This is a genomic window from Candidatus Binataceae bacterium (assembly GCA_035500095.1).
In the GTDB taxonomy this organism is placed as follows: Bacteria; Desulfobacterota; Binatia; order Binatales; family Binataceae; genus JAKAVN01.
Map to the genome: position 1 here is coordinate 1 of DATJXN010000044.1, position 24637 is coordinate 24637.

General features: G+C 62.2%; 22 protein-coding genes. 8 read left to right on the top strand and 14 right to left on the bottom strand.

Annotation, left to right across the window (positions count from 1 at the left end):
* Positions 1 to 499 precede the first annotated feature (499 nt).
* Positions 500 to 1330: a hypothetical protein gene (locus tag VMI09_05010; protein HTQ24034.1), complete on the top strand. Its 831-nt coding sequence runs from the start codon at positions 500 to 502 to the stop codon at positions 1328 to 1330.
* Between the two features lie 258 nt (positions 1331 to 1588).
* Here VMI09_05010 and VMI09_05015 read toward each other — a convergent pair whose 3' ends face one another.
* Positions 1589 to 2488 carry a DNA-formamidopyrimidine glycosylase family protein gene (locus tag VMI09_05015; GenBank protein ID HTQ24035.1) on the bottom strand — a complete coding sequence of 300 codons (900 nt, stop codon included), beginning with the start codon at positions 2486 to 2488 and terminating at the stop codon, positions 1589 to 1591.
* A 138-nt stretch (positions 2489 to 2626) separates the two neighbouring features.
* Between VMI09_05015 and VMI09_05020 the strand changes: the two genes are divergently transcribed.
* Positions 2627 to 3037: an EVE domain-containing protein gene (locus VMI09_05020; protein ID HTQ24036.1), complete on the top strand. Its 411-nt coding sequence runs from the start codon at positions 2627 to 2629 to the stop codon at positions 3035 to 3037.
* Positions 3038 to 3103: 66 nt separating this feature from the next.
* Here VMI09_05020 and VMI09_05025 read toward each other — a convergent pair whose 3' ends face one another.
* The 7 genes from VMI09_05025 to VMI09_05055 form a co-directional block, all read right to left on the bottom strand.
* Positions 3104 to 3574 carry an ATP-binding protein gene (locus VMI09_05025; protein HTQ24037.1) on the bottom strand — a complete coding sequence of 157 codons (471 nt, stop codon included), beginning with the start codon at positions 3572 to 3574 and terminating at the stop codon, positions 3104 to 3106.
* Positions 3575 to 3764: 190 nt separating this feature from the next.
* Complete coding sequence (locus VMI09_05030; protein HTQ24038.1) at positions 3765 to 4640, bottom strand: LLM class F420-dependent oxidoreductase; 876 nt, start codon at positions 4638 to 4640, stop codon at positions 3765 to 3767.
* Positions 4641 to 4694: 54 nt separating this feature from the next.
* Entirely contained in the window at positions 4695 to 5855 is a 1161-nt protein-coding gene (locus VMI09_05035) for an acyl-CoA dehydrogenase family protein (protein HTQ24039.1), read from the bottom strand.
* A 107-nt stretch (positions 5856 to 5962) separates the two neighbouring features.
* Positions 5963 to 7048 (bottom strand): LLM class flavin-dependent oxidoreductase, encoded by a 1086-nt coding sequence (locus tag VMI09_05040; protein HTQ24040.1) that lies wholly within the window; start codon positions 7046 to 7048, stop codon positions 5963 to 5965.
* 16 nt (positions 7049 to 7064) lie between these two features.
* Positions 7065 to 8450 carry an LLM class flavin-dependent oxidoreductase gene (locus tag VMI09_05045; GenBank protein HTQ24041.1) on the bottom strand — a complete coding sequence of 462 codons (1386 nt, stop codon included), beginning with the start codon at positions 8448 to 8450 and terminating at the stop codon, positions 7065 to 7067.
* A gap of 43 nt (positions 8451 to 8493) precedes the next feature.
* Positions 8494 to 9288 carry an alpha/beta fold hydrolase gene (locus VMI09_05050; GenBank protein HTQ24042.1) on the bottom strand — a complete coding sequence of 265 codons (795 nt, stop codon included), beginning with the start codon at positions 9286 to 9288 and terminating at the stop codon, positions 8494 to 8496.
* Between the two features lie 233 nt (positions 9289 to 9521).
* Positions 9522 to 10400 (bottom strand): VOC family protein, encoded by an 879-nt coding sequence (locus tag VMI09_05055; GenBank protein ID HTQ24043.1) that lies wholly within the window; start codon positions 10398 to 10400, stop codon positions 9522 to 9524.
* A 193-nt stretch (positions 10401 to 10593) separates the two neighbouring features.
* Here VMI09_05055 and VMI09_05060 point away from each other — a divergent pair, with 193 nt between their 5' ends.
* The 4 genes from VMI09_05060 (at position 10594) to VMI09_05075 (ending at position 14691) form a co-directional block, all read left to right on the top strand.
* Entirely contained in the window at positions 10594 to 11739 is a 1146-nt protein-coding gene (locus VMI09_05060) for a hypothetical protein (GenBank protein ID HTQ24044.1), read from the top strand.
* Positions 11736 to 12746 (top strand): phosphotransferase family protein, encoded by a 1011-nt coding sequence (locus VMI09_05065; protein ID HTQ24045.1) that lies wholly within the window; start codon positions 11736 to 11738, stop codon positions 12744 to 12746. Before VMI09_05060 ends, VMI09_05065 begins: the two co-directional genes overlap by 4 nt.
* A gap of 29 nt (positions 12747 to 12775) precedes the next feature.
* Positions 12776 to 13282 (top strand): hypothetical protein, encoded by a 507-nt coding sequence (locus VMI09_05070; GenBank protein ID HTQ24046.1) that lies wholly within the window; start codon positions 12776 to 12778, stop codon positions 13280 to 13282.
* A gap of 98 nt (positions 13283 to 13380) precedes the next feature.
* On the top strand, positions 13381 to 14691 hold the full coding sequence (locus tag VMI09_05075) for a (Fe-S)-binding protein (protein HTQ24047.1): 1311 nt from the start codon (positions 13381 to 13383) through the stop codon (positions 14689 to 14691).
* Between the two features lie 9 nt (positions 14692 to 14700).
* Here the strand turns inward: VMI09_05075 and VMI09_05080 are convergent, their stop codons facing one another.
* From VMI09_05080 to VMI09_05095, 4 genes are all read right to left on the bottom strand, one after another.
* Complete coding sequence (locus VMI09_05080) at positions 14701 to 15489, bottom strand: MOSC N-terminal beta barrel domain-containing protein (GenBank protein ID HTQ24048.1); 789 nt, start codon at positions 15487 to 15489, stop codon at positions 14701 to 14703.
* Between the two features lie 18 nt (positions 15490 to 15507).
* Positions 15508 to 17790 carry a N,N-dimethylformamidase beta subunit family domain-containing protein gene (locus VMI09_05085; protein HTQ24049.1) on the bottom strand — a complete coding sequence of 761 codons (2283 nt, stop codon included), beginning with the start codon at positions 17788 to 17790 and terminating at the stop codon, positions 15508 to 15510.
* Between the two features lie 41 nt (positions 17791 to 17831).
* Entirely contained in the window at positions 17832 to 18194 is a 363-nt protein-coding gene (locus tag VMI09_05090; protein HTQ24050.1) for a hypothetical protein, read from the bottom strand.
* Between the two features lie 95 nt (positions 18195 to 18289).
* Entirely contained in the window at positions 18290 to 19456 is a 1167-nt protein-coding gene (locus VMI09_05095; GenBank protein HTQ24051.1) for an acyl-CoA dehydrogenase family protein, read from the bottom strand.
* Between the two features lie 1010 nt (positions 19457 to 20466).
* On the opposite strand from VMI09_05095, the gene VMI09_05100 reads away from it, so the two are divergent.
* Together VMI09_05100 and VMI09_05105 are read left to right on the top strand one after the other, a co-directional pair.
* Complete coding sequence (locus VMI09_05100) at positions 20467 to 20910, top strand: kelch repeat-containing protein (GenBank protein HTQ24052.1); 444 nt, start codon at positions 20467 to 20469, stop codon at positions 20908 to 20910.
* A 100-nt stretch (positions 20911 to 21010) separates the two neighbouring features.
* Positions 21011 to 21874, top strand: coding sequence for a kelch repeat-containing protein (locus VMI09_05105; GenBank protein HTQ24053.1), 864 nt, complete (start codon positions 21011 to 21013; stop codon positions 21872 to 21874).
* 412 nt (positions 21875 to 22286) lie between these two features.
* Here VMI09_05105 and VMI09_05110 read toward each other — a convergent pair whose 3' ends face one another.
* Both VMI09_05110 and dnaB read right to left on the bottom strand, forming a co-directional pair.
* Positions 22287 to 23135 (bottom strand): MBL fold metallo-hydrolase, encoded by an 849-nt coding sequence (locus tag VMI09_05110; GenBank protein HTQ24054.1) that lies wholly within the window; start codon positions 23133 to 23135, stop codon positions 22287 to 22289.
* A gap of 97 nt (positions 23136 to 23232) precedes the next feature.
* Entirely contained in the window at positions 23233 to 24618 is a 1386-nt protein-coding gene (gene dnaB / locus VMI09_05115; GenBank protein HTQ24055.1) for a replicative DNA helicase, read from the bottom strand.
* Between the last annotated feature and the right edge of the window lie 19 nt (positions 24619 to 24637).

Here is a 24637-nt window from a genome sequence, read left to right on the forward strand (position 1 = left end):
GCTGCTCATTGGACACCTCGCTAAAGATTCGGAGATCCCGTGCGATCGAGACGGTTCTCTCGCATTCGCAAGAGGGACTTTCGCACGCGGATTTTGGTGCTGGATCGACGGCGTTCTACGTGTGCCGGATCGCCCCCGCACTTTGGCTGTACTTTGGCTGTTCTATCGAGCGGAAAGGGTTTGAAGGGGCCTAATGAGGGTGAGCGAGATGTAGGATAACGCTTGAATATGCTCGATTGTGATCGATTGCGACCGATCGTGTCGAGCTTGGTGACGGACTTAAAATCCCCTATCCGAAAGGATGTGCGGGTTCGACTCCCGCCCCCGGCAGCCCAGAAAACGCTTATTTGATGGGCACTTATCGCGCGCCGCGCTGCGCGGCACGACCGACCGCCCGGTCTGAACTGTGTTTGCACTGATCTTTCGCGGGTCGGATGAGTGATCGAAACCCGTTGGGCCGCATAAGCAAGGCCGAACTTAAAACGACGCGCGCCCAAACATGGCGCGCAAGGCGCTTGGGGCATCTATGGACCTATCGGATGGGCCGGACGATATCGCGAAGGCCATCCCTGTCTTTCGATCCTTACCGCCTTTGTTGCAGCTCGCGGTCGTGCTCGTCCTCGTGACGGGTGCGGTTGTAGTGGTGGTTTGGAAGACTCTCAATTATTTGCACAATGAACGCTTTAGCGACCTTGAGACTAAAATTGGGATGAAGGACGCGACCATTGAACAGCGGAACGCTCTAATCGAAGACCTTAAGATGCGGCAGGAAAATCAGAAAGTCGCAGTGCAGCGATCAATAGCTAGACTTGAGGGCGAGGACAGCAATGGGAGGCTCGTGGCAGAAATCGCCGCTTTGCGCGGGCAACTAAATGATGCGCAAAATCCCATTCTCGGAATAACCCCATTTATGTTCGTCGCAAACCCGAAGAATTCCGCTACGTCATTGGTTCAGGTCGGATTCGAGGTTCGGAATCTAGGTGGCGCCACAGCCCTCGGTGGATGGCAGGCGTCCGTAAGGATGCTCACTCGTTCAATAGGTATCACCGAGGGATTTTTTTACAGAGGACAACGCCCGAGCTCTAACAGCGCGTTACGAGGAAGGAACTTAGCGATAGACGAGGAAACAATCGACAAAGGTGGTAAGCGCACCGGATGGATTCAATTCGATGTTGCAGGAGACCCAAAGATTGATGGATCGCCCCTAGAAATTCGTCAGGTCTATGCTTCTTTTCGGGACTACACGGGTAAGCGCTATTCGCCTTCGATGCCGCCGGATGAGCCGCTACCTTCGCGAGCGGTTTTGCTGGATGCCCCAAAGCGAAGTTGAGCTGCCACTAAGGTTCGGGGGTCACGCCGCTTCGTTTGCCTTTGGTCGGGCCGGGGCTCGTCGCGCCCTCGTTGCCACACCTCGCCGCGTTCGCGTTCCTCCGGGCTCAGGTCCGCCTCGCGTCGGAAGCCGTGACCCATCCTAGCTATCCGGCGCGAAAGCTGGTGATCGCTCTCCCGTTATAAGATCGTGGAACCGCCATCCGATGCGCTAGTGGTTTGGGTTGACAGCAACTCCTTCGGTCAACTCGTTTCCCCCTTATCGTTGCCTGAGCGCCTCCAATTCCTCGAGCGTGCGCGGCCAGTCGTCGTGCAGCAAGCGCGAGAACGCGCGGTCGGCGAGCAGACGCCCGCCGGTCTGGCATCGCGCGCAATAGTTGGTCTCGTTGCTCGCATAACGTATCCGCTGGACCTTTGCGCCACATCGCGGACAGGGCTTGCCATAGCGCCCATGGACCGCCATCCCGGGCCGGAATGCGGTTACTTTCTCGGGAAATGCGTCATTGGCTTCGCTGCGCAGGCGCTCCGTCCATTCGACGAGTGTCGCACGGGTCGCTTCGTATAGCCGTTCAAACTCCTCCGGCGTGAGCTTCTGCGTCATCGCGATCGGCGAGAGCTCTGCGCGATGTAGTATCTCGTCGGAATACGAGTTGCCGATGCCGCTCAGGATGTGCGGGTCGGTGAGCGCGCGCTTGAGCGTATGATTGGCGCTTCGCAGCGCCGCCGCGAATGCGTCGCGGCTCGCCTCCAGCGGTTCGATTCCGCCGGCGTCAAGCGCCCTGAGCCCGGTCTCGCCGCTGACCACGTTGAGCGCAGCGCGGCGCTGCGTGCCCGCTTCGGTCAGCGAGAGCCATCCGTTGTCGAACTGGAACGCGGCGAGCACGTTCCTGCCGCCCATTTTCGGCGCGTCGGCGCTCCAATGGAACCGGCCCGCGATCTTGAGATGGATCGCGAGCCACAGGTCGCCCTCGACGCCGATCGCGATTTGCTTGCCGATCCGCCGCACGTCGATGACCGTTCGGCCGTGAGCCACGCCGAGCGGAGGATCCGCCGTGCGCAATAGAAACGGCGACTTTACGATCGCGCGAATCAGTTTGTGGCCGACGACGCGCGTCCGTATCGCTTCCACGTATACGGTTACGTCGGGCAGTTCCGGCATCGGGGTTCTCGCGGGGGCGCGCCTTCAGGATCACCGGCCGTTTGCCGCCGGAATCCGCGCGCTCCAATATAGTTCCACCGATAGCTCGCTGCGAACTACCTTTGAGAACGACGGAGCTGGCCTTAAGAGGACGCGCCCATGAAATACTTTCTCGCCAAAACCGAGCCGGGGACTTACTCGATCGACGACCTCGAGCGCGAGAAACGCACCGCGTGGGACGGCGTGACCAATCCGCAGGCGGTCCGCGCGATCCGCGAGATGCGGCCCGGCGACCGGGTGTTCATCTATCACAGCGGCGGCGTCTCGAGCGTGGTGGGATTCGCTACCGTGGCGTCGGAGCCGCGCGACGATCCGAAGAACCCGAAGTCGGCCGTCGTCGATCTGGAATTCGCCGGGCGTATCGACCCTCCGGCGACGCTCGCGGAGATCAAGCAATCGGGAAAATTCAACGACTGGGCCCTGGTGCGGCAGGGACGCCTCTCGACCATGGCGGCGCCGGAGAAGTTCGTGGCCTGGATGCGCGAGCGTTGTCCCGCGGCCAAAATCTGAAACAAGGCGGGCCTGCCAAGTCTCAATAGTCGGTTGTACCGAGAAGAGTCCGCCGCTGCGTGACGCTCAGCGCCGCGACACTTTGACCCGCGAGACGCGCCGGTTCAATCGAATCACGTTGCGCCCGTTCGCCCGTCTATAGTCGGCGCCGTCCGCAAGATCGCGCACGATGTGCAGGCCCAGGCCGCCCGCCAGTTCGTCGTCGCCGGATTCCTCGGGTTCGGGCGGCGGGCCGGCCAACTGATTGAACTCCTGACCGTCGTCGCGGAACTCGATCGTCAACCGATCTTCGTCGAGTTCGAGCACTACTTCTGCCTCGCCCACCGCTTCGGAGCGATCGCGATATCCGTATCGCGACAGATTGGTGAACAACTCTTCGACCAGGATAAGTACTCGCGCCTTGTCCTCCGAGGCGATACCCTGTTCGGCCGCGAAAGTGGCCACGAAGTCTTGGATTTCGCAAATCGCCTCGGTCCCGACGCGAACGCCGAGGAGTGCGCGCGCCGGTTCCTTTTGCTGTGACCCTCTGGTGTCCACGAATATCCCCGCGCTACCCCCTTTCGCCGCTGCGGCGGCGCCCCATGACCGGAGATTCTATCTTGTCCCGGAGGCCTTGTCGCGACGGGTTTCCGACCGCGCGTTCCGCGGGAACAGGATTGTTCTGCCAGGCCGGCGGGTTCGGCTCTGGTTTCCGCGTTTCTACCCTGATTCGCGTCTGCCCGACGAGTTATTGCAGGTAGTCTTTCGCCGTTTGCTCGAGCGTGCGCTCGGCGTTCTTGCGGTCGAGCACGGGCGCCAGGATCAGCCGATGGGCGCCCGCTTCCGCGTACTCGGCCAACGCGCGTTTGGGGTCCTGCGGCTGAAGCTCTGGCTGCTGGAGGAAGGTCATCGAAATCTCGAGCCGGCTGAAGTCCCGCCCTGCCTCGGCGCACAGGCGTTTCATCACGGCAAGGTCGCTCGCCAGATCCTTGGGCGGCAGCGCGACGGGCATCCATCCGTCGCCGAGCGCGACCGTGTCCTTGATCGCACGCTCGCGTTTCCAGTTGAGTCCGCCCGCGCCGATGAAGATCGGTGGATGGGGTTTGTGTGCCGGCTTCGGGTTGGATATCACGGCAGGAAATTTGAGGAAGCGGCCGTCGAAACTCGCTTCCGGCCTGGTCCATAGCTCTTTCATCGCGAGCAGGTACTCGCGCGTGATCGGCCAACGCCGGGGAAAGTCGACGCCCATAATCTGCGATTCCTCGGCCTGCCATCCGGCGCCGACACCGAACATGAAGCGGCCGCCCGAGAAGTAATCCAGAGTTGCCACTTCTTTCGCCAGCGCGAGCGGATGACGCTCCGGCACCAGGCATATCGCCGTGCCGAGCCTGAGCGCGCGGGTCACCGACGCGATCATGCCCAGCAGCACGAAGGGGTCGGGAAAGCGCGTATAGACGTCGGGAATTTTACCGTCGAGCGCCGGGTAGGGTACTTTCGTATGCACCGGGATGATCGCGTGTTCGGGCACCCAGATCGATTCGAAACCCAGTTCCTCGCATTTGCGGGCGACGGATACGGGGTCGAGCGTCTTCTCCGAGAACATCGCAAAAATTCCGATCTTCATCCGCCATCTCCGTCTTCACTCCCGCCGCAGGCGAGAGACCTTGCAGTTCATTACTCAGTAAGACCTCGGCAGACCGAGCAGATGCTCCGCCACGTAACTCAGGACCAGGTTGTTGGAGATCGGCGCGGTCCGATAAAGGCGCGCCTCACGCCACTTGCGCTCGACGTGGTATTCCTTGGTAAAGCCGTATCCGCCGAGCGTATTCAACGCCGCTTCGCCGGCCTCCCATGCGGCTTCCGTCGCCAGGTATTTCGCCATGTTGGCCTCGCCGCCGCACGGTTTGTTGGCGTCGAAGAGTGCCGCCGCCTTAAGCCGGATCAACGAGGCCGCTTCGACCGAGACGTGAGCCTTCGCGATCGGAAACTGCACGCCCTGGTTCATGCCGATCGCGCGATCGAAAACTTTGCGTTCGTTGGCGTAGTTGACCGCATGCTCGACGAACCAACGGCCGTCGCCGATCGATTCGCTTGCGACCAGGATACGCTCGGCGTTCAGCGAACTCAGAAGATAGCTGAAGCCTTTGCCTTCCTCGCCGATTAGCGCTTCGCGCGGTACTGTCAGATTGTCGATGAAAAGCTGGTTGGTGCTGTGGTTGATCATGGTGGGGATAGGCACGGCCTTGATCGCGCTGCCGTACTGATGCAGATCGACGAGAAACAGGCTCATACCGTCGGTCTTTTTCTTGACGTCTTCGAAAGCGGTCGTTCGCGTCAGCAGCAATAGCATGTCGGAATGCTGATAGCGCGAAGTGAATATCTTGCCGCCGTTGATTATATAGTTGTCGCCCGTGCGCCGGGCGAAGGTTTTGATCTTGGGCGTTTCGGAGCCGGCGTCGGGTTCGGTCACGCCGAACGCCTGCAGGCGCAGTTCGCCGGAAGCGATGCGCGGCAGGTAGCGGCGCTTCTGTTCCTCGCTGCCATGCTTGAGCACCGACGCCATCGTGTACATCTGGGCGTGGCAGGCGGCGGCGTTGCCGCCGGAATGGTTTATCTCCTCGAGAATGATCGAACCGTCGAGCATGGTGAGGCCGGCGCCGCCGTACTCTTGCGGGATCAACGCGGCGAGCCATCCGGCCTCGCTGAGCGTGCGTACGAACTCTTCCGGATACGCATTGCGCTCGTCGCACTGACGCCAGTACTCGTCACCGAATCGGGCGCACAGACTTGAAACCGCGTCGCGGATTTCGCGCTGAGCGCTCGAAAGTTCAAAATCCATGAATGCCTCGTTACGTATTCGCAATAAGTGCGGGCCGGTCGCGACCCGGACAAGCGCGGCTTGTACGGAAGAAGTCGCGTTTGCCCGGGTCTTTACACCAGCAAAGACTATCGAAAAGCCGGAATAACGTGCTTCGCCAGGTCGCGGAACGGCCCTTCGGCGAAATCAGGTCCGGGCACGATGTTAATCTCTTTGATTCCGATCTTTTCGAGATCGCGAATCTGCGCGATTATCTCTTCCGGCGTGCCGACCAGTCCGGTTGCCCTGATCGCGTCGGGCGTGACGTAGCGGCGCTCGTCTGGCTGCACGAAAGTCGCATGGCCGTCGTGGATCTGACGGAACCTTGCATTTTCCGGCAGACTGAAGCTTTCGACGCGCTTTACGTAGTCGCTCCAGACGCCGCGGAAGTAGGGTGGGATGAGAGCATCGTTTTTGTTCTCTTTTTTCCAGATCTCGTAAAAGAAGTGCAGTTCGCAGGTTACCCAGGGTCCGGTTTCATCGATGACCCGTTCGCTGGTCAGCCGTTCGCCGGGTTTCAATACCGAAGCCGAAGTGAAGAGCACGACGTGGAAGTCAGAGCCTACTTTGCGTCCGACCGCCTGCGCTCCGGCGCGAATGTGCGATAGGCGCGATTCAAGGTCCTCGGTGGTCCTGCCGATGGTGGTCCATCCGTCCCCGTAGGCGCCGGCCGCCTCGCACGCCTTTGGACCATTGGCCGCGATATACATCGGGATACGTTTGTCGAGATTGATGAAATAGCGGTCGCGATGTAGGAATTTTATCTCGCGCGTCTTGCCGCGATAGGTGTAGTCGACGGCCTTGCCGTCGAGCAGCTCGCGCGTGACGCGCAGGTATTCGCGAAAGTCCTTGACTCCGATCGGATCCTGGCCCATCACGCGCATCGCGGTATGGCCGGTGCCAATACCGAGGAACGTGCGACCCGGCGCGATCTGATTGATCGACGCGATTGAATGTGCGGTCACCGGCGCAATTCGCGTGCCGGCGATCGCCACGCCGGTCCCGATCTTGATCCGCTTCGTGCTCGCGGCCGCCAGCGCCATCGTCGCGTAGCAGTCGGACCAGATCATCTGCGAATCCGGCACCCACGCGCGATCATATCCGAGTTCCTCTGCGAGCCGGATTTGCTCAGGCGATTTGCTGATATGAGTTATTACCGTTACTCCGAATTCCACTACTCGTCCTCCATAGCTATACGCGTATCGACTCGTCCCGTTTGGGCGCCCGCTTGAGCGCGTCAAGATCGACCAGCGAATCCCGTTGGGTGCCTGTGATATGTGGACGCGACCCGGGCTGGCGCTCGAATGGATCCACGATACCCAGTTCCTTTGCGATCTCGCGCATCGCGGGGAGCACCTCCTGTCCCAATAGCCGCGTGCTGGTCATCCGCTGTTCGAGCGTGAGCGGCCCCTGTGCCTGAAACAGCCCGAAGATGCCCGGATGCAGGACTTCCATGATCAGCCGCAGCTTGGGCAACACGGACTTCGGAGTGCCAATGATGATCTGCAGGCCGTCCTGCGCTTTCTGGTACGTGCCGTAGATTTTGCGCTTCGCCTCTTCAAGACCGACCTCACCGCGGCGCAGTCTGCCGCGGGTATCCTTGCCATGGTGATCGCCGCCATGATGATCGTCGCGGCTTTCCTGGAGCTTCTCGCTGGTGAGGCCGAGAAAGCCGTAATCACTCGCCTGGCGCGCGAGGCGGCGGGTGGCTTCCTTCGAGTTGTAGCCAGGTGGCAAAGTCCACTCGGGCCGCGAGAAGTTCGCGGCGCCGCCGCCGAACAGCGCGGCGCGCCCCAGTTCCTGCGCTTTCTCCTCGGTCTCGGCCACGAAGATCTGCTGCAGATAGCCGAAATTCTCACTTCCAGCGGTATAGCCTTCCCGCATCGCGGTGTCGCCATAGAGATTCCACAATTCGACAGTGGACTGCAGAGCGGTACCCAGTCCGATGTATGGATAGCGATGCTGCGCGCACCAGATGACAGTCTCCGGGCTGATCACGCCGGGAATCCATATCGGCGGATGCGGCTTTTGATACGGCAGCGCCCATGGATTGACGAAGCGGTACGTGAAATGCTTGCCCTCCCATCGAAACGGACCGGGACGCGTCCAGGCCGCGATCACGACGTCGTGCGCCTCGTTGAAAAGCTCGCGATTGTACGCCGGGTTGGCATTGTTGAAGATCTGCTCGCTACCGGCGCCGCGAACCCATCCGGGTACCAGGCGTCCGCTAGAAATCAAATCGATTTCAGCCAGCTCTTCCGCCATCCGCAGCGGATTTTTCAGCGTCGGCAGCGGATTACCCAGTAGCACGATACGTACTTTTTTGGTGATTCGTGCGAGGATCGCGGCCTCGACGTTCATCACCGCGCCCATGCAGAACGGAGTGCCGTGATGCTCGTTCAGCATGATGCCGTCGAAACCCATTTCTTCGGCATACACGGCTTCATCCAGATATTCGTTATACAGCCGCGCGCCGACCTCGCGATCGAAAAAGCGGTTGGGAACTCCGAAGAAGCTGCGGTTCTTTATTACTTCGTCCTCGGGAACTTCGCGGTAAGGACGTTCGGTGAAATACATTATATGCATGGCTCGTCTCCTTCAGCTCACGCTATAGCCCGTATCAGGCGAGGAAATCCTTGATCAGAGCGATGAACTCCGCCGACTTTTCGATTTCCGGACGATGGCCGCAATGATCGAAAATCTTGAGCCGGGTCTCGGTATTGCAAAGCGCCTCTTTGTAGGCTTGCGCGGCGCTCACCGGCACCAGCGCATCCTCGCGGCCCCAGACGATCTGCGTCGGCAGACCGCTTACGCCCTGCAAAAAGTGCGGCAGGCTCTGATTATGAAGAATCGGCTCCCAGGCGATGCGCGCGATTTCGGTGCGTGCATCCTCGAAAGCCTCGAACTGCTCCGGAGTCCGCTGACCCCCATACAGCCCGGCGAACTCAGGAGTGTTCTCCGGATCGTAAACGCTCAGGTTGAGCGGTGTGCGTTGGGTGACCACGAAGATGTCGAAAATTTCGCCCTCTGGAGGCTTTATCCCGAGCGGCGCTACCAGAACCATCTTGCGGAACTGCCGCGGGTTGGCCGCCGCCATCTCGGCCGCAACCCATCCGCCGAGCGAGAATCCGATCACGTCAACCTGCGCCAGATTCATGTCGCGCAGCATCCATGAGTAGAAGAGTCCCAGCTCGTGGACGTTGCGGATCGCCTCGACGCGACGCGACTTGCCGAAACCGGGCTGAATCGGAATCAGAACGGTGCGTTCCCGGGCCAGAGCCGCGTGCCAGTTCAGCCATCCCGGATGCCCCATCTCTTCGTGCAGGACGAGCAGGGGCTTTCCCTGGCCGCCCTTGATGATTGCGAGGTCAGTCCCCGCCAGGTGGGTGATTTCCTCGGAACAATCTCCTGCCATCTGTTCAAACCTCCATCGCTAGACGGTCGGCGCCCGACGGTCGCGCCCGTCCGCGTCACAATCTTTAACAATTCCCCGCTGTTTCGGCCAACGCGCGAGGCAGATAGCCGGGCGCGGCCGGTGAGAGCGCGTTGATGTGCCTCCGCGCCGGGGTCCGATTCGGCCTGCCGCGGCTCTATTTACGCCCTAGCTGCGGATGCTGGGATTTTTTATATATTCGCCGGAATTGGTATTCAATCGAACGCGCCCGGCTCGAACTCATGCCCGTACATGTCCTCAGCGTAGTATTCCGACTGATGCGTTGCTGGCCTGGCGCCCCATCCATATTCCCACATCCATCCAGAGGGATTGCCGACGTAAAACGAGAACATGTGGTCGTTCGAGTGTTTGCCGGGAGTGATCCTGATCGGCAGCTTTTGTTTGCGTACCAGATCGTAAGTGAGGCCCACGTCGTCGAGGTTGTCCACTTCTATCATCAGGTGGTTGATGCGCTTTTTGTCGCCGCCGATTCCAAACGCCACCGAATGATCGCGCTGGTTGCAGTGCATAAAGACCGGGGTGGCCACATGCTTGCCCATCTGGAACTTGTACTCGACACCGCCGCGCATTCCGAGCGCCTGGTAAAAGCGGATCGCGGCCGGGACGTCTCGCTCGCGGATGATGCAATGTCCTATCCCGCCGTCACCGGTTTTGAATTTCCCGTGCATCCCGCGCCCCGGACGAAACGGCTTGCTGAACTGAATGTGCGGGCCGTGAAAGATTTCGATCGGATTGCCGTCCGGGTCGCTTAGCTTCATCACTTCGAGGACATGGCGCTCGCCCGCTTCTTCCTCGGAGCCGACGCGGAATTTTATGCCGGCGGACGACAATTGCTGTTGCATTGCCCGGAATTCTTCGGGACCCGCGACGCGAAAGCCGAGGTACATCAGGTCGTCGCTGTCGTCGGCATGGAGCACGATGCGATGATGCCAGTAGTCCATCCGCAGATAGGAGCGGCCGCGCTCTTCGCCCTCGACAAACTCCATGCCGATCTGGCTGGCGGCGAAGGTCTTCCATTCTTCGGGATTTCTCACCCCGATTCCCATGTAGCTCAGCTCGGTTACCTGGATCATCGGTTCCCTCCCGTGAGCGACCACGATTCGAGCGCCGTCTCGCTCCACCGAGCCTAATCTATATGACAGCCGGCTACGCGGTGGCAACGGCAATTGCGGAGCGTTTGCAGCGTTTGCCAGCGGTCATCTAGACTCCGCGTTGAAGCGCCGGCCGCAGCCGCCACAGCGGTCAAGATTTCGAGGAAAGACAGACGTGCAGGAGCCCAAGCATAGCCTGGTCATCGGCGATAGTCATTTCGACGAGCAATTTCCGCTCGCTCCGATCGATGACTACATGATCCATCAGACTCCCGACCCGATTCGCATAGTATGGTCAACCGACCCGCGCATTTACGAGCGCTTCTGGGTCATCTGCCACGATAACAAGGGCGAGCTGCTGCTCGTCACAGGCCTCAGCTTCTACCCTAATCTCGATACGGCCGAGGCTTACGCAATCGTGAACTTGAGAGGCCAGCATACTTCGGTACGCGCATTTCGGCGACTTGGCGCCGACCGGATGAACATGGAGATTGGTCCGCTGAAACCGGCGATCGTCCAAGGGCTCCGCGCGTGGCGATACGTGCTGGACGAAAATGAATGGGGCATAAGCTACGACCTTCAGTGGCAGGACACCAGGCGGCAGATCTACAACGCTTCGTCCGGCTCGATGGCTGAAGGGTCGCCGCGCGGCCGGCGCGCCGATATCACGGCGGGGTTCGAAGGTTTCGGCGTCGCACAAGGCTGGGTGAAAGTCGGCAGCGAGCGGATCGAACTCACACGGGAGACCAGCGGTGGTACCCGCGACCGGCATTGGGGGGTCGGCCGGGGCGTAGGGGGTCCCAACCTCCAGCCCGGCCGCAAGCTGCACGCGGGATGGATTGGCGGCAACTGGGTATCGTTCAAGACCTTCTCGATCTGGGGCAATACGATTCTGTACAACTTCGGTGATCCCAGGCCCGCAATGGGCCGGATCGTCAAGACGATGCGGCGGCTTAGATTCGAGCCGGATACTCAGATATTCCTCGAGGGCGTTATTGACTACACACTGGATTCGGGCGAAGTAAAGCAGGTTCACTATCGGCGTCTGGAATACCAGACTGCTTATATGCGATGCGGAATGTACGGCGGCACGACCGACAAGAATATCTACCAGGGCCAGTACGTCGGGGACAATGTGGTCGAGGGCGACCATTACGATGTGACCAGGGCCGAAGTTCGCCGCCGCCTGATGGGCCTCGACGAGCATCATTGCGAAGTCACCTGCGACGGCGAGACCACGACCGGCATTCTGCAGCCGCTGGAGCCTGAGGCCTATAACGCCTGCGCGCGCGGCCGCCCGGGTTGGAGTTTCCTTGAATGAACGCTACGCCGCCTGAGGCAGCTCAGGACCTCGAGCGCAGGTTGAAGGCTTTTCTTGCTGCGCGCCTGGATGGCGCGCGCGACATCCACATAGCTAACCTTGCGCCCATTACCGCAGGCAATGCCCGTCAGACGTGGGAGTTTGAGGCGCGATGGGTCGGCGGCGAGGGAGAGCGGAAGGTCGGCTGCGTAATGCTGCGCAAGGCCGAGGCCGGACAGCTTGAAACTGACCTCGCTCCCGAATTCCGGACGGTGCGCGCGCTTTGGGACAGCGGAGTTCCGGTCGCTCGCGCGCTCTGGATCGATGAGGAGGGAATCTGGCTCGAGCGGCCATCCTTTATCATGGAAAAGGTGGCAGGCACGACGGACTTACTGCCGCTGCTGAAACCGGAGGGCGCCGCGCTGAGCCGCGCTATCGCACAACAATTGGTAGTGGTCGCAGCCAGACTGCATACGCTCGATTGGCGCAAGCTGGGTGTGGATTTCTTGCCGTTCGCGACCCCTGAGACCGCGGCGGCTCAGCAGGTATCATATTGGCGGGCGCTGTTTCTGAAACATCGGATGGAGCCTCATCCGGTGATGGTCGCGGCCTTCGTCTGGCTTAGGGAGCATCAGCCGATCACGCGCAGAATCAGTATAGTACATGGCGATTTCCGCCTGGGGAATGTTTTGTACGAAGAAGATCGCATCAACGCCATGCTGGACTGGGAGATGGTTCATCTCGGAGACCCGGTCGAGGACATCGCGTGGGCCTACCGTTCGCTCTGGGGCCCGCAGACGTTCCCGCTGGATGAATTTGTCAGCCGTTACACCGAACTGAGCGGCATCCAGGTCGATCCCGCGACGCTCCTGTTCTATCGGCTGCTCGGCGAGGTGAAGCACAGCATCATTTCGCTGACCGGCGCGCGCTCTTTCATGGACGGGCGAACGCGAAACCTTTTTCTCGCCGATCGCGCCTCGACCATAACCGCCTACCTGCAGCAGTTTCTGGACTGGCTGCCTGCGTGAGCAACGGCGGACGAGCCGGGGAATCAGCCGTGACCAAACCATCGATCGGCGACTTACTGGCCGGAGTTGCATCCAGCCTGCGCGAAGCGGTGCTGCCGGAAATACCGGCGGGGCCGACGCGGCGCCAGATTCAGGTTGCGATAAGCATCATCCGCAGAGCATCTCAGGCGTGGGATAAGGTGGGGCCGTACTTTTACGCGGACAACAAGGATATCGAGGAGACTCTCCGCCATGTCTCGGCACTGATGGATCGTGCGAAATCGGATGACGCCGGCCTGAAATTGCTCGGGCAAAAAATGCTGACGGCGCTCGATCGCCGCAGCGGAGCGGAACTGGAATATCCATCGCCCGCCGCGCTTAGCGCGCGCAATGTGCAACTGCAAGGATTACTGGTCGAATTGCAGGAGGCCTTGCATGCGCCGTCGGCACGAGACTTCGCCGAGCGCACCGAAATCCTGGGGATGCTGCGTGCACTGTTCCGCCGGATGTTGGCGCGCGAGTTGGAAGTAAACGCACCGGTGACCGCGACAAAGTAGCTTCTTCTTAAAGCTCTGCGGCGTGCGAATTGACATCGCCGCACGCCGCGGAATAGCTTCGGGTTGTGAGCCGGCGCAAGCCGACGAAGGGTTCCTCGATGGCCGCCCAGGCGCAATCGCTTGCAAGCTACTTCGATTCCGAAACGGCCAAAGTGCTGCGAGCATGCACGGCGTGCGGCAAGTGCGTCGAAGTATGCCCGGTCGTTCCGTATGCCGGCCTCAAGGATCACGATTCCAAGGCCGTTGCGCAGGGCGTGGTCGATTTTCTGGCTCATCGCGCGCCGCTCGCAGGCGCTTCGGCAACCTTCGCGCACGCGTGCAACGGATGCGGCGAGTGCATTCCCGCGTGTCCGGAAGGCGTCAACCCACGCAAGATGCTGGTGCTGGCCAACACGATAGATGCGGGTGAGCGCACGCAGACGCCGCAGCTTTTCCGCAAAATGTCGCGCGCGATCCGGCTGATGGCGGGAATGCAGTTGTTGCCGGCGGAGTTCGCACGCGTGCTCGCGCCGCCACGCCGCGCGCAGGCGGAGATCGTTTTCTATCTCGGATGCAACGCGCTCCGCACGCCTCATCTCCTGTTCAACGCGATGTACGTGCTCGATGCGCTCGGGGCGGACTACGAAGTCGTCGGCGGGCCGGGGGCGTGCTGCGGCATCGTGCAGTCGAAATGGGAGGGCGAGCTGGGCAAGGGTGAGCGAATGATCAACGCGACGCTCACCCGCTTCGAGGGGCTAAGCCCGGACAAGGTGCTGAGCTGGTGCCCGTCGTGCAATCTGCATATCGGCGAGACGCTGGCCGGGTTTAAGTCGACGAGCTTCGAGTTCGGCCATTTCACCACCTATCTTTCCGATCATCTCGACCAGTTGCGCCAGAGGTTCGTCCGCCCGCTGCCGCTTAAAGCGGTGTTGCATGCCCACGTGGGCCTTAAGGACCTGGGCGCCAACGTGGCGCGCGTGATCGCCGCGATTCCGAAACTTGAGCTCGTCGACACGGTGCTCGAGTCCGGGTACACCTGCGGCGGCTCGGGATGCGCGCGGGCGCCGGAGATGATGAAAAAGGAACACGCGCGGTTGGTCGATCGCGTGCGCGAGACAGGCGCCGACGTACTCGTCACTTTTTATCACAATTGCCACGCGGCGTTCGTGCGCGCCGAGAGCGAGGGCGGCTTCCGCGTGCTCAACTACACCGACCTGCTGGTCGAAGCGCTCGGCGCCACCCCGCACGACGATGTGTTCAAACGGCTGCGGCTTTTCGACGACTGGAAGATGATTGTCGATGAGGCCGAGCCTTTTCTGCGCGCCAACGGGGTCGATATCGATCGCGAATTTCTCGAGAAGATCCTGCCTGACGTGTTCCGGATGGCCGAGTTCACCGGCGGCCTGGATTGCTTCGCTTCGCGCACCTAGCGCGCTCGGTCAGTTCCTCACCAGCCACACCGGATCGCCGACGCATACGCGTCCAGGCGCGCCGACCGCGGCGAAGACGCCGACATAGGCGCCGTGATGCTGCGCGGCGGTGCGCAGGATCGCGGGGTCCGCGGGCAGCTCGTCCTGCGGATGGATGGTCATCGCGCAGCGAAGCGCCGGGCGCATTGCGGCGATCCGGGCGCCGCCGTCGCCGACTTCGAGTTCGCCGCCGAGCCATCCGTCTTCGACAAAGCCCTCCTCCGCAGCGCCAGTGTCGACATAAATGTTCGGACGAAAACGCCGCGGATCGAAGTCAGACGGATAGAGCCGGCGCAGATGCTCCAGCGTGCCGCTCGCGAGCACGTGCACCACGTCCTCGTCGTAGAGATCGCGCGGCGGCAGATAAGCGTCGCCCCTGGTTATCGCGTCGATCTCGGCGGGTGTGAGCGGCGCGTCGCCTCGCGGACGATCCAGCCGCACCGGATGTCCGAACAGCGCCGAGAGGGTTTCTTTGACGCCGGGATCTCCGGCATAAACCACGCTACCGTCGGGAAGCTCGATCCGCACGCGCGCCGGCGCGTTATCCGCCGGCTCGCGCTCGCATACGGCCCGCAACTGGAGCATCGCCGACCAGATTCGCGCGCTCATGATCGAACCGTACTTGAGCTCGCGCATCGCATAGAGCCGGTCGCCGACGGCACCGCGCTCGGTCAGCGACATCTCGCTGACGTGCTCGCCGCCCATCGACTTGACGGGGTAGCGCCAGAGTTCGGCGACGGTGCCGACCTGCCGTCTCATCGCGCACCTCGGCCCGCGTCAAGTGCCGGGCGGCTGCTCGTCGCTGGCGAAGCGTTCGAGCACGTTGCCCGTGATGCGCGAGACGTTGTTGTCGTAGTTGTTATGGGAGAGGCTTCCGCACCAGGCGATCGAGCTCGTGGAAAAAACCGCGCCACCGCCCGCGGTGGTGAAGTACACGATATCGCCGCGCACGCCCGAGTCCTGCCTGCCGCCGGTGCCCGGATAATTGAATGCGATCTCCTCGACTACGCGAAGATAGTTGTCGCTGTGCCCTTCCGAACTCGCGAGCAGCATCGTGTTGGGCGGCGTGCCGAGCGCGCGATCGTAGCGGTCGAGCTCATGGCCGGCGGCGCCGTCGCCGACGAGGCCGAAGTTGCCCAACAGTTCGTCCTCGCCGACGCCTTCGAAGATGAAGCTCGCGTTGGAGTGCGTGCTGTCGGGCATGCGCCGAAAATACGACGAACGGTCGAAGCCCTGCGCCGCGAAGCCGACGCCAACGAGCTTCTGCGGGGGGCGAGCGCGGCTGCGCCATACGCCGCCGCGCTCTCCGGTGGTGCTGTGAAAATACTCGCCCGGTTGCGCCTCCCAGGCGCCCGATCCGCCTTCCGCCTTGCGCACCTCGACCAGGTACGGCTTTCCGGGATGGTACGACGTGATCCAGTAAAAACCGTTGCCGCCGAGATACATCAGTCGCCCGCCCGTGATGAGATAGTTTTCCAACCCGTCGAGCATCGCGGACGAGTAGTATTCGGGATGGGTGCCGCTGAGCACCACATTATAGCCGCGAAGCAGCGCGGCGCCCTCGCGATGCAGGTCCTCGTCGGTGATGACGTCGTAGCGAAAGCCCCTCGCGTTCAGCCAGTCGACGAGGTGAAGGTCGGCCGCGAGCCCCCATAGAGTTCCGCCGAAGCGATGATGCGGCCGCATGTTGGGAATCGGGCGCAGCCGCGAGACGTAGCATACGCCGCTGCCGTCGGAATGATGATCGTAGGTCGAAAGCCCGAACTCCGGATGTTCATAGAGATAAATGTCTTCGGGCCCCAGCACCGTCGTGTGGCCGACGATCGCCTGGGTGCCCTGTCCGAAACTCAAATGCTCGTTTGAGTAGGCGAGGTAGGAAGCGGTCGGAACCAGGAACGCGATCTTGGCGGTGGGACCGCTCGACGGCGCGCGCACGATGAACGGGATGTAATCGACCGCGTTGCCGGCGCTGACCCGCGCCGCGTAAACGTCGGAGCACATCGTATCCGGAACTACCAACTCGAAGTCCATCTCCCAGCCGGCGTCCTCGAGGTCGTCGTCGTGGAAATGGATCGCGCCGTACTCGGCGGGCGCGTGGATGAAATGCTCTTCGCGGCTGGTCCAGTTGTGTCCGGTCATCGCGCGCGCCGGCGCGTTGACGCATCGTCCGTGTAGATCGTTGCCCGAGGCGTCGGTGACGCGATCGGTCGCGATGCCGTCGAGGCCGATGCCGTCGGCGAAGTCCCATCGCGCGACAAGGCCGCGGCTGTCCGGCTCGCGACCCGCGGCCAGTTCGTCGAATTGACCCGCGCCGAGCGCATGGCCATAGACGCGCGGCCGATCGATCTTGCCGTTGTAATGGCCGCCGACAATGAGGGCTCCTGAAGCCGCCTTGCCCGCGGCCCATCCGGCGATCACGGCCACCGATTCCGAGTGGAAGTTTACCTGCTCGGCGGTCGCCGCGTGCATCAGCGCAGGCGGCAGCACAGCTATGCGCCCGACGATCGAATTGACTGCGTTGTGTACCGGCGCGAGGTGCAGGATCGCGCGTCCGCTCGCGCCGTCGTGGCTGGCGCCGGCGGAGTACCAGAGCCCCGCGCTCAAAGGCTCCGGCGCGGCGATTTGAACGAGATGCCCGGCGCCGTCGCCGAGCCATATTGCAAGCCGTCCGTGCTCATCGATGACCAGCGCCCACCCCGCGCGCCGCTCCGGATCCCAGCGCGTCACGATTCCCTGCGCGCGCCGCGCCGGCGTGGTCGGCATTATGAAGGCGTGAACCGAGATCGAGTGTCCGACGTTAAGGAGCGCGCCCGCATCGTCGATCGCGATATGCGAGCCGCTGTAGGTCGGCTGGAAACGTCCCGGATATTGGCCGCTCACGGGAGTCGCGATCACTTCTTCCTTGGGGCCCGGACCGGCCGGATTGGCGTCACCGTTGATTAGGCGCACGATGTCGGCGCGATAGCGCGTGGCGCCTTCGAGGCTCACCATGAAGCGGATGCGCTCGCCGGGTTTGACGCTGATCTGATCGCTGTATCCGTGGATGTGTTTGTTTGCCATGTGGCGGTGGTCTCCGTTCGGTCGCGGATGGGGGCGGATAGCTAGTCGCGCATTAACTGATCGACGCGCATCAGGAAGACGGCGTGCGCCGCCTTGGCTTCCGAATTGTAGGAGCGCTCGTCGACGAAGACCGGCGCCTGGCCGGGAACGCCAGTCATCCGCGCGACGCGCCATTGTTTGAACGGCCGCGTGCACACGATTACGAACTGGTCGAGCAGGTTGGGGCGGCGAAAGTAGTTGAGCACGCGGTCCAGCGCGTCGCTGTGGATGCCGACCGGGTCGCGTTTGTGCTCGCCAATGAGCTTTTTGGTGACGAGCGGGCGAAGCGACTCGCGCATCCGCCTGTCCCATCGGGCAAAGGCAATCTGGCTGCGGTCGGCTGGGGCGCTGTCCGTTTCGGCCATCGGCTGTTCGCTCCTTGAGGAGTGCGTTCAGGCGCTCTGCGACGGCAATAGCGAAAATTCGCGCGGAAGTCATCCGCCACGAGCGGAGAGCCGGGTCAGAACAGCAGGCCGTAGTTGTGCTCCAGTCCGAGCAGGACGCGCCCGGCGACCTCCCAGGTCTTGACCGACACGACCGTGTGCTGATTGGCGGTCTGCATATCGCGCAGACGGCGATCGAACGCATTGCCGCTATAAACGGACGATCCTCCGTTGGCCTTGTACAGCAGTTCGACCGCCTGCAGGCATGCGGCGCTCGAATGCGCCATCGCGAGCCGGCCGCGTGCGCGCTGCTTGTGCGACGGAGGGTCGCCGGCTGCCATCGTGTTCCACATGTCGCCGAACGCTTCGTAGACAAAGCCGCGCGCCGAACTGAGCAGCGCCTCGGCCTGGGCCACCGCGCTTTGAACGTAAGCCTCCTCGCGCAGCATCCCGGGTTTGCCCGCCGCCGGAGATTTGAAAGTCAGCGCCTTGTTCGAGGCCATCGCGATGAATTCTTCTATCGCGCCGCGCGCGATTCCAAGGTGCACTCCAGACACCTTGTAGATGAGCAAATTGGGCAACGCATAGAGCGGGCCTTCCCGGTAGATGGTGGGTGCGGCCAGGTTGAAGGTCCGTTCCTCCGGGATGAAACGATCCTTGACCGTCCAGTCGTGACTGCCGCTTCCGCGGAGGCCGTTGGTGTACCACGTATCGAGAATCTCGCATTCCGCAGTCGGCAGAAAACCGAAACGGGTTTCGGGGAGGCCGTTGGGCATCAGGCGCGGCGAATCGCCCTCGAAGATCAGAAAATGGCCGATGAGCCAGGTTGCATGCTGACAGCCGCTCCCAAACGGCCATCGGCCGTTCGCGATGTAGCCATCCCTGGTCTTCACCGCCTTGCCCGGTGGAGCAAATGTGATCGCCGTTACCGCGTCGAGGTCGCGATACATCTCGCGCGCCACGGACTGGTCGATGTATGCGGTCATGTAGCCGCCGTCGATACCGATCATCGTGCACCAGCCGGTCGATCCGTCGGCGATCGACAACTCCTCGATCACGCGCACCTGCGTGAGAAAATCGAGTTCCGGCCCGCCCCACGCCCGCGGCATCGCCATCCGGAACATCCCGGCGCGCTGCATCTCGCGCACCAGATGCGGCGGCAGCCGGCGTCCCTGTTCGATTTCGTCTGCCGCGGCGCGGACTTTCGGAGCAAGCGCGCGTGCGGCGTCGAGCGTGCGAGCCACCGCCATGTCATCGGAGTCAGGAATGAGCCGTCCTCCCTGCGTCTGAGCTTTCGCGGCAGTCTAATCGCCTCGCGCGCGATGCGCTACGACGTTCGCCCCAAAGCGGGTGCGGCGGCCGATTCGGCCGCCGCATCCGCTTTCGCATCTCCCCCGCTGCGCTCAGGCCAGTTCCGAAATATCTCCCTTCCAGAATCGCGAAGCGAGATCGATCTCGCCTTCCGAAAACCCACGCTTGCTTTCCTAACCATCGCGGCAAACTTAAGTCAAACAGCACCTACTGAAACGCATGATTGTCGAAGCGAGATCGCCTACACGCTGGTGTTCCTGACTCACGGGAGCGTTTGATAGGTTGGAACCTCTGAGTAATCGTCGAAGCGAATTTCAATGTGAGGCGAAGATGCTCGAGCTCAGACCAAACTGCGAATGTTGCAACAGGGATTTGCCGCCGGCGGCGGCCGACGCGATGATCTGCTCGTTCGAGTGCACGTTCTGCCGCGATTGCGTGGACAACAGGCTGGGCGGTCGCTGCCCGAATTGCGGAGGCAATCTCGTGGCGCGCCCGATTCGTCCGGCGTCGATGCTGGCGAAATATCCGGCGTCAACGGCGCGAGTGTTCAAGCCGCAAGGCTGCGGCCGACAGGCCGGCTGAAATCGAAGCGGCCGCCTAGACTTCAAGCCGCCAGGCGTCGCCGTCGCGGACGATCCGGCCCGCGCTCGGCGTCGCGAAGCGTTGTCACCTTAACGCGGCCCCGGCGCCCCCGAGATAGCTGGATGAATCCGGCAGTGCGCAACCGGGCAACCGCGCCCGGACGGTGACGAAGTTGCTCGGTGGGCGGTTGCTGCAAACTGGCGGCCTGCCCACGTTTCACAATTTTTGCATCAGCGCTTAACGCTCTGCGCGCGCGACGGTAGGGACGGCTTGCTCGGTTGCCGATATTTGCGCTGTAACAGTAATTGATGCTACGTTTGTCATCATGCGGACAAATTGTTTCAAGCGATGCGTGGATATCTTGAAACTAGTCGCCTCTTTGCAGGTGACGTTTGCCTCCTTTTTGATGCTCGCTGCTCCCGCCTGGTCTCAGACGCCGGGGACCTTTTCTCTGACGGGCAGCATGTCCACGCCACGCTTCGGCCAGACGGCGACACTGCTGGCCAATGGGCAGGTTCTGGTGGCGGGCGGCGTCCAGCAATCAGGTCACGTCGCTGCTTTACAGAGCGCAGAGATATATGATCGCGCGCTTGGTCAATTCGCGCCCACCGGAAGCCTCAATCAGGGACGTGAGAATGCCACGGCGGTGCGACTCGCGAGCGGCCAAGTGCTCGTCATCGGAGGCGACAGCTTCGGCATTTCTCTCAACAGCGCGGAGATTTTTGACCCTGCGAGCGGTACTTTTACGCCGACGGGGAACATGAACACCCCGCGTCAAAATGCAGCCGCGTGGTTGCTTAATTAACAATGGCAAGGTTCTCATCGCTGGCTGCTCTGAGACCTCGCCGACGAGAGCTGAACTGTATGACCCCGTCTCTGGCACATTCGCTCCCACCGCCGGCTCAATGGTGGTGAACCGCTGTCCAATTGCGAGTGCCCCGCTGCCCGATGGCCGCATCCTCTTCGCAGGCCCCGATGCCAGTGCGGAAATCTATGACCCATCGACAGACAGCTTCAGTTCGACCGGCAATATGCACATTGCTCGGGAGGGCGCCGCCGCCGCGCCGCTGCCGGATGGCACAATCCTCATCAGCGGGGGCGGGGTGTGCGGATTCCTCGCCTGCGCCGAGATCTACGACCCCGCCTCAGGTTCGTTCAGCTTCACCGGCAACATGACTAAGCAGCGCGTCAATCAAACGGCTATCGCGCTGCCTGATGGCGAGGTTCTGGAGGTGCTGGGATCGGACGGTTCTGGGATTGCCACCTCGGCCGAACTATACCATCCGAGCTTTGAGGAGTTTTTTTCAACTCGTAGTCCGATTGCGCAACGATTGTCCGGCACTGCCACATTGCTCGCGAGCGGCCAGGTGTTGCTCGCCGGTGGTGAGGGCTCCAACTCCACGGCGACCCCCAGCGCTGAGCTTTACACACCGTCGCCCGCGTGGATTCCCTTCTCCTCGTTCTCGGCTAACGTACAGATTCACGGCGGCAAGAAACCCAGCTTCAATGTTAATGGGACAGCCACTCCGGCCGCGAACGGGTCTGCGGTCAATCCCTCGACCCCGGATGTCTATCTGTGGCTGGGTACGCACTCAGTCACGAACGCGGGTACGTACTCAGTCACGATCCCGGCCGGCTCGTTTGTCTACGATCCGAAGCACGGCTCGTACACGTTTTCGGGAGTGATCCAAAACGTCTCCCTGGAGGTTCTAATCCAGCAGCTCGGCGGTACAGTCGCGTTCTCTGCACCGCGAACGGCTTCGACTTGAGCAACAGCTCGAACCCAATGCCGATAGAGCTTCATCTGGGCAGCGACGTCGGCATAACGACTATTGCCGCAAAGTTCGTAAGTTAAAGGTCCGCGACGAAGCTCTTCGCCGCCGATCAGCTAATTGGACCTAACCGCGGGCGCAGGCGTAGTTGTCGAAGTTGCCGGGCGTCTCTGCACCCCGCAGGACGCATCGGCGTCCCCAAGGCTCGCCGGCGTGGCTTCTCCACCGTGCTGGCGGGCCTTCTTCGTCTTGGCCGCGGTAGCGGCGAGCGGGGTGGCGGAGTTTCCGGATTTTTCGAATGAAAAATTCGTGAGCACTCAGCGCGCCGTTTGCCCGATCTCCCAACCAGACTTTGACCTCCCTACCCTCCGCAGTGCCGCGGCGACCGAACAACCGAACCAGTGGCCAATTAGACTTCAAGCCGCCAGGCGTCGCCGTCGCGGACGATCCGGCCCGCGCTCGGCGTCGCGAAGTGCGTCCCCAGCACGAGGACTGGCTTGTCGCCGTACCTTTCAAGGAACGCGCGCCGGGTCGCGATCGCCTGGGCGAAATCGGTATCGAACTGGCTGCCCCATTCCGGATGCGCCATCTGCACCGGATGATGCATCAGGTCGCCCGTGATCACCGCCTCCTCTCCGCGCGAGGAGATACGGACGCTGTGATGGCCGGGAGTGTGTCCGGGAGTCGCTTCGAGGCGGACCTCGCCGGAGATGCGCGCGTCGCTTTCGACAAGGTCGGCAAGGCCGGCCTCGAACACCGGACGCACCGAGTCGGCGAGCAATTCACGCGTGTCGGCCTCGCTCGCTTTCGACCAGTGGTCCCACTCCTTGCGTCCGATGAGATATCGCGCGCGCGGAAACGTCGGCACCCATTTGCCGTCAACGAGCATCGTGTTCCACCCGACATGATCGACGTGTAGATGAGTGCAGAGCACACGATCGATCGATTCGCGCGCGAAGCCGGCCTTCTCCAGGTCAGCCAGGAATGGCAACTGCAGCATGTTCCATCCGGGAAACGCGCGACGCTTGTCGTTGCCGATACAGGTATCGACGACGATGCGATGGCCCGGCGCTTCAATGACGAAGGCGTGCACGCTCATGATCACTTTGCCGTCCGCGTTGGCGAAGTGCGGGCGCAGCCAGGGCACCGTGCGGATGTTCTCGGGCGAGCCGTCTTTCAGCACAAAGGTGGCTTTTGAGGTCGTCTCCATCTCGACGACCCGGGTGATTGTGACGTCGCCAATCTTCCAGCGGTTCATCTGCACCTCCGGTGATGCTGGGCGCAAGTTAACCCGGCGCGCCGCGGCGCCGCAATCGGATTGGTGTCCGCCGCATACGCGTGGGCGCGCGCCCCGTCTAGCGTTCTTCCGCGCCCTCGAAGTAGCCGGTCTCCGGCGCGTAGTTCTCGAAGCGGGTGAACTGGCTGATGTAGGTGAGCTTGGCCGTGTCGGTAGGGCCGTTGCGCTGCTTGGCGACGATCACCTCGGCCACGCCCGGCTCCTTGCTGTCGCGATGGTACATTTCGTCGCGATAGATGAAGGCAATCACGTCGGCGTCCTGCTCGATCGCGCCCGACTCGCGCAGGTCGGCGAGCAGCGGGCGGCGGTCGGGGCGCGTTTCGACCTGACGGTTGAGCTGCGAAAGCGCGATCACCGGGACGCGCAGTTCCTTGGCCAACGACTTGAGCGAGCGCGAGATCTCGGCGATCTCCTTTTCTCGCGATTCGCCGGGCCGCGCCGCGCGCATCAGCTGCAGATAGTCCACGATGATCAGTCCCAGGTTGGCGCTGGAATCGCGCGCGAGCCGCCGGCACTTGGCCTTCAGCACGATTGCAGAAGTGTCCGAGCTGTCGTCGATGAAGATCGGGGCCTCGGCCAGGCGCGCCGCCGCCACCGCGAGTTTGGGAAAGTCGCGTTCGCCGAGATAGCCGGCGCGCGCCTTGGAGCTATCGACCCGAGCCTCCGAGCACAAAAGCCGCAGCACGAGCTGCTCCTTGGACATTTCGAGGGAGAAAAACGCGACGCCGCGGCGCGGCTCCGCCTCGGTCGCCGCGTATGCGGCGATATTCAGCGCGAGCGCCGTCTTGCCCATCGAGGGGCGCGCCGCGAGCACGATCAGGTCGGCTGGCTGCAGGCCGGCGGTGATGCGGTCGAGATCGGTGAAGCCGGTCGGCACGCCCGTCACCATCTCCTTGCGCTCGTAGAGCCGCTCGATGATCTTGAGCGACTCGCGCGTCAGCTCGTGCATCGTGTGGAACGAGGCACGGATGCGGCGCTCGGATATCTCGAAGATCTTGTGCTCGGCCTCGTCGAGGAACTCGTCCACCCGCGCGGGCGCGTCGTAAGCGGAAGAGGCGATTTCGGTCGCGGTCGAGGCGAGCGCGCGCAGCACCGCCTTTTCGCGCACGATGCGCGCGTAGTGCGCGACGTTGGAAGCGGTCGGGACGCAGGCCGCGAGCTCTGCGATGTAGGCTGGGCCGCCGATCGCTTCGAGCTTGCCGCGCGTGCGCAACGCGTCGGTCATCGTGATCGCGTCGACCGGCTGGTTGCGATCCGACAGATCGATCATCACGCGGAAGATCTCGCGATGGGACTCGCGATAGAAGTCGTCGGGATTGAGAACTTCGACGGCCTGGTTGATGGCCTCGTTCTCGAGCAGGATCGCGCCGAGCACCGATTGCTCGGCCTCCAGGTTCTGTGGAGGTACGCGCCTTAGAATGTCATCCGTGGATGCCGCCGCCACAACCGACCCCTTCCGCCCC

Coding starts and splice junctions, on each gene's coding strand:
- VMI09_05080 (HTQ24048.1), bottom strand. CDS start 15,489: ATGAGACGGCAGGTCGGCACCGTCGCCGAACTCTGGCGCTACCCCGTC.
- VMI09_05075 (HTQ24047.1), top strand. CDS start 13,381: ATGGCCGCCCAGGCGCAATCGCTTGCAAGCTACTTCGATTCCGAAACG.
- VMI09_05065 (HTQ24045.1), top strand. CDS start 11,736: ATGAACGCTACGCCGCCTGAGGCAGCTCAGGACCTCGAGCGCAGGTTG.
- VMI09_05045 (HTQ24041.1), bottom strand. CDS start 8,450: ATGTATTTCACCGAACGTCCTTACCGCGAAGTTCCCGAGGACGAAGTA.
- VMI09_05035 (HTQ24039.1), bottom strand. CDS start 5,855: ATGGATTTTGAACTTTCGAGCGCTCAGCGCGAAATCCGCGACGCGGTT.
- VMI09_05015 (HTQ24035.1), bottom strand. CDS start 2,488: ATGCCGGAACTGCCCGACGTAACCGTATACGTGGAAGCGATACGGACG.
- VMI09_05105 (HTQ24053.1), top strand. CDS start 21,011: ATGGTGGTGAACCGCTGTCCAATTGCGAGTGCCCCGCTGCCCGATGGC.
- VMI09_05110 (HTQ24054.1), bottom strand. CDS start 23,135: ATGAACCGCTGGAAGATTGGCGACGTCACAATCACCCGGGTCGTCGAG.
- VMI09_05050 (HTQ24042.1), bottom strand. CDS start 9,288: ATGGCAGGAGATTGTTCCGAGGAAATCACCCACCTGGCGGGGACTGAC.
- VMI09_05030 (HTQ24038.1), bottom strand. CDS start 4,640: ATGAAGATCGGAATTTTTGCGATGTTCTCGGAGAAGACGCTCGACCCC.
- VMI09_05020 (HTQ24036.1), top strand. CDS start 2,627: ATGAAATACTTTCTCGCCAAAACCGAGCCGGGGACTTACTCGATCGAC.
- VMI09_05055 (HTQ24043.1), bottom strand. CDS start 10,400: ATGATCCAGGTAACCGAGCTGAGCTACATGGGAATCGGGGTGAGAAAT.
- VMI09_05090 (HTQ24050.1), bottom strand. CDS start 18,194: ATGGCCGAAACGGACAGCGCCCCAGCCGACCGCAGCCAGATTGCCTTT.
- VMI09_05085 (HTQ24049.1), bottom strand. CDS start 17,790: ATGGCAAACAAACACATCCACGGATACAGCGATCAGATCAGCGTCAAA.
- VMI09_05010 (HTQ24034.1), top strand. CDS start 500: ATGGCGCGCAAGGCGCTTGGGGCATCTATGGACCTATCGGATGGGCCG.